General features: G+C 63.8%; 4 protein-coding genes. 3 read left to right on the top strand and 1 reads right to left on the bottom strand.

Annotated features, from left to right (window positions below):
• A partial coding sequence (locus AC3AYF_RS14130; RefSeq protein ID WP_487779892.1) for a DMT family transporter occupies positions 1–697 on the bottom strand: 697 nt, incomplete at its 3' end.
• A gap of 223 nt (positions 698–920) precedes the next feature.
• Here AC3AYF_RS14130 and AC3AYF_RS14125 point away from each other — a divergent pair.
• The 3 genes from AC3AYF_RS14125 to AC3AYF_RS14115 all read left to right on the top strand — a co-directional run bounded on the left by AC3AYF_RS14125 (position 921) and on the right by AC3AYF_RS14115 (position 2908).
• Positions 921–1085 carry a hypothetical protein gene (locus AC3AYF_RS14125; RefSeq protein ID WP_295036365.1) on the top strand — a complete coding sequence of 55 codons (165 nt, stop codon included), beginning with the start codon at positions 921–923 and terminating at the stop codon, positions 1083–1085.
• 31 nt (positions 1086–1116) lie between these two features.
• Positions 1117–1599 carry a DUF192 domain-containing protein gene (locus AC3AYF_RS14120; protein WP_295036364.1) on the top strand — a complete coding sequence of 161 codons (483 nt, stop codon included), beginning with the start codon at positions 1117–1119 and terminating at the stop codon, positions 1597–1599.
• A gap of 334 nt (positions 1600–1933) precedes the next feature.
• Positions 1934–2908: a TAXI family TRAP transporter solute-binding subunit gene (locus AC3AYF_RS14115; protein WP_149436804.1), complete on the top strand. Its 975-nt coding sequence runs from the start codon at positions 1934–1936 to the stop codon at positions 2906–2908.
• The last annotated feature ends 23 nt before the right edge of the window (positions 2909–2931 follow it).

Here is a 2931-nt window from a genome sequence, read left to right as displayed (position 1 = left end):
GGCTGACGGGATGCTTTTGCAGGAGCCGGTACCAGAGTCCATAGGCGGCGATCGATGACATCACGGCGGTGTACACCACCGCGCCCCAGCCGGCCAGACCGGCGTTCTGCAGGGCGTGCCACTGGTCGTCCTCGAATAGCCAGCTGCCTGCAGCGACCAGCGGTATCGCGAACAGCGAGATCCAGCCGGTCATGGTCAACGGGGCGATCGGCGGCGCGAGTTTGATGATCATGGTCGAGACGGCCCAGAACAGGGCGCTGGCGAGGAGCAGGGCGGTCGAGGCCGGCGGCGGCAGTGATGGCCCCCCGGCCAGGACGACGACACCCCCGAAGGCGAGAATCAAGCCGAAGATTCGCCGCGGACCAAGCTTCTCCTTGAGGAAGATCGCGGCCAGCAGCGTGGCAAAGGGCGTACCCATCTGCACCAGCAGGGCGCCGGTGCCCGCCTCCGAGTGCTGGAGGCCGAGGAACAGCAGCGGAAAGTGCAGGCCGCCGAAGGTGACGGCCAGCAGCAGGATCCAGGCGAGCTGCTGGCGCGAGATACGAGTGAACGGCACGATCAGCACGGCGACCAGCATGAAGCGGAGTACCGTCACCAGCAGTGGCGGCAGATCCTCGATCCCGAGCTTGATCACGATGATATTGAAGGCCCAGATGGCAATGATGCCCAGGCCGATCAGCAAGTCCTTCAGGGGCACGTACAGTACTCGTCGTTGAAAGGCGTCGTCGACATTGGCGCCGGATGGCCCATTGTCCCAGCGGCTCCAGCGAGAGCAAGGTTATTTTGCTCCCCGGGGACTTCGACGGCAGCGCGCCGGGCAGGGAAGTCGGCTTCCTCATTGCGATGAATGCGTTACCCTACGCTAGGCTGGACCATACTCCCTGCCACTTCCGCCGCCTTTGCACTCGAGAGTCCAATCCATGATCAAGGGAATCATCTTCTGCGTCTGTTTTCTCGTCGCCCAGTTGTTCGTGCTGTCCTACATCGATCACCGACACGGGAGCGGCGAATCCGCCACGCGTCAGGTGACCACGGCGCAGAACAGCCAGCGTCAGCGTGAGTCCGACGACGAGGAGCAGGCTTGACGGTCGGCCTGGCCACCAGGGAGGGAGAGGCATGGTATCGAGAGCCGTAGTTCACGCCACCTGGGTGTTGTCGACGCTGGTCACGATGCCGGTCTGGGGGGAGGCGCCGTCGCGCCAGGCGCTGGCCCTCGACAATGGCGAACGCACCTACACGCTCCAGGTCGAGGTCGCCGAGACCCCGCATCAGCGTTCACGAGGCCTGATGGAGCGCGATTCGCTGCCCGCCGATGCCGGGATGCTGTTCCTGTACGGCGCCGAACAGCCGGCGACGAGCGCCTATTGGATGTATCGAACGCGAATTCCGCTGGATATCGCCTTCATCGACGGGGAGGGCGTGATACGCTCGCTGAAGACCATGTCTCCCTGCCGCGCCGAGTCGTCGAGTCGATGCCCCGTCTACCCGGCGGGGGCGCGCTTCCGGGCCGCACTGGAAGCCAATGCCGGCTACTTCGCCGAACGCCGGATCGAGGTGGGCGATCGTATCGAGCTGGCGCCCTGGATCCAGTCGCCGTGATGCGCATTCGCTTCCGGCATGAGTCATTCCGATAATGGTGGTCAGAGGCGGCACACGCCGCGGGACCACCGGGAACGCGCCCAGTGACGCCGTTCGGGAATGGACCCATGGGCCGGTTCTTGCCCGAGAAGGCGGAATCCGTCTCTTCCGACGGTTTTTCCGGCCAAAAACTCGCTATATGATGGCGCGCCGTCGGGGATAAGTTATGTTGCAATGGGTAAGTCACGGGCACGGTGCGATCTGAATCACACCCTGACGCACGCCGGTCGGCCTGTTGTCTTCGCGATCGGAACGCCGATCAACACAATAAACGGGAAAAATTCGAGGTATGCGCATGAAACGCCACGCATTAACCGCAGCCGTTCTCTCCTCCGCCCTGATGGGCGCCGTATCGATCTCCACGCCGGCCATGGCGCAGGATCAGCAGTACATCACCATCGGCACCGGCGGTCAGACAGGGGTCTACTACGTCGTCGGTCAGTCCGTCTGCCGGATGGTCAACCGCAGCGCCGAGGAGAGCGGCATTCGGTGTAACGCGCCGTCCACCGGGGGCTCCGTTGCCAACATCAACGGCATCAAGTCCGGCGAACTGAACATGGGGGTCGCGCAGTCCGACGTGCAGTTCAACGCCTACAACGGCAAGGCGCAGTTCGACCAGCCGATGGAGAACCTGCGCTCGGTCTTCTCGCTCCACGGCGAGCCGCTGACCATCCTGGCGCGCAAGGATGCCGACATCAACTCCATCCAGGACCTGAAGGGCAAGCGCGTCAATATCGGTAACCCGGGCTCCGGCCAGCGCGCCACCATGGAAGTGCTGATGGATGCGGAAGGCTGGGACACCAGCGTCTTCTCGCTCTCCTCCGAGCTGGGTGCCGCCGAGATGGCCTCCGCGCTGGCCGACAACAACATCGATGCCATGGCCTACGTGGTCGGTCACCCCAACGGCGCCATCCAGGAAGCGACCACCACCGTCGCCTCCAACCTGGTCCCGTTGAACGACGATGCCGTCAAAGGGCTGGTCGACGAGTTCCCCTACTACAGCATGTCCACCATCCCGGGCGGCATGTACGAGGGTAACCCGGACGACGTCGAGACCTTCGGTGTCCGCGCGACCTTCGTGACGTCCGCCGACGTCGACGATGAGGTCGTCTACCAGACGGTCAAGGCCGTGTTCGACAACTTCGATCGCTTCAAGCGCCTGCACCCCGCGTTCGCCAACCTGACGCCGGAAGACATGATCAGCCAGGGCCTCTCCGCCCCGCTGCATGAAGGTGCCAAGCGCTACTACAAGGAGCAGGGCTGGCTGTAACGGCTCGACGTCATTCTCGATAG

The organism is Salinicola sp., from assembly GCF_982684285.1.
This window is presented reverse-complemented; position numbering and strand designations above follow the sequence as displayed.

Excerpts from the sequence above, each read along its gene's own strand:
- AC3AYF_RS14115 (WP_149436804.1), top strand. The coding sequence starts at position 1,934 with ATGAAACGCCACGCATTAACCGCAGCCGTTCTCTCCTCCGCCCTGATG.
- AC3AYF_RS14125 (WP_295036365.1), top strand. The coding sequence starts at position 921 with ATGATCAAGGGAATCATCTTCTGCGTCTGTTTTCTCGTCGCCCAGTTG.
- AC3AYF_RS14120 (WP_295036364.1), top strand. The coding sequence starts at position 1,117 with ATGGTATCGAGAGCCGTAGTTCACGCCACCTGGGTGTTGTCGACGCTG.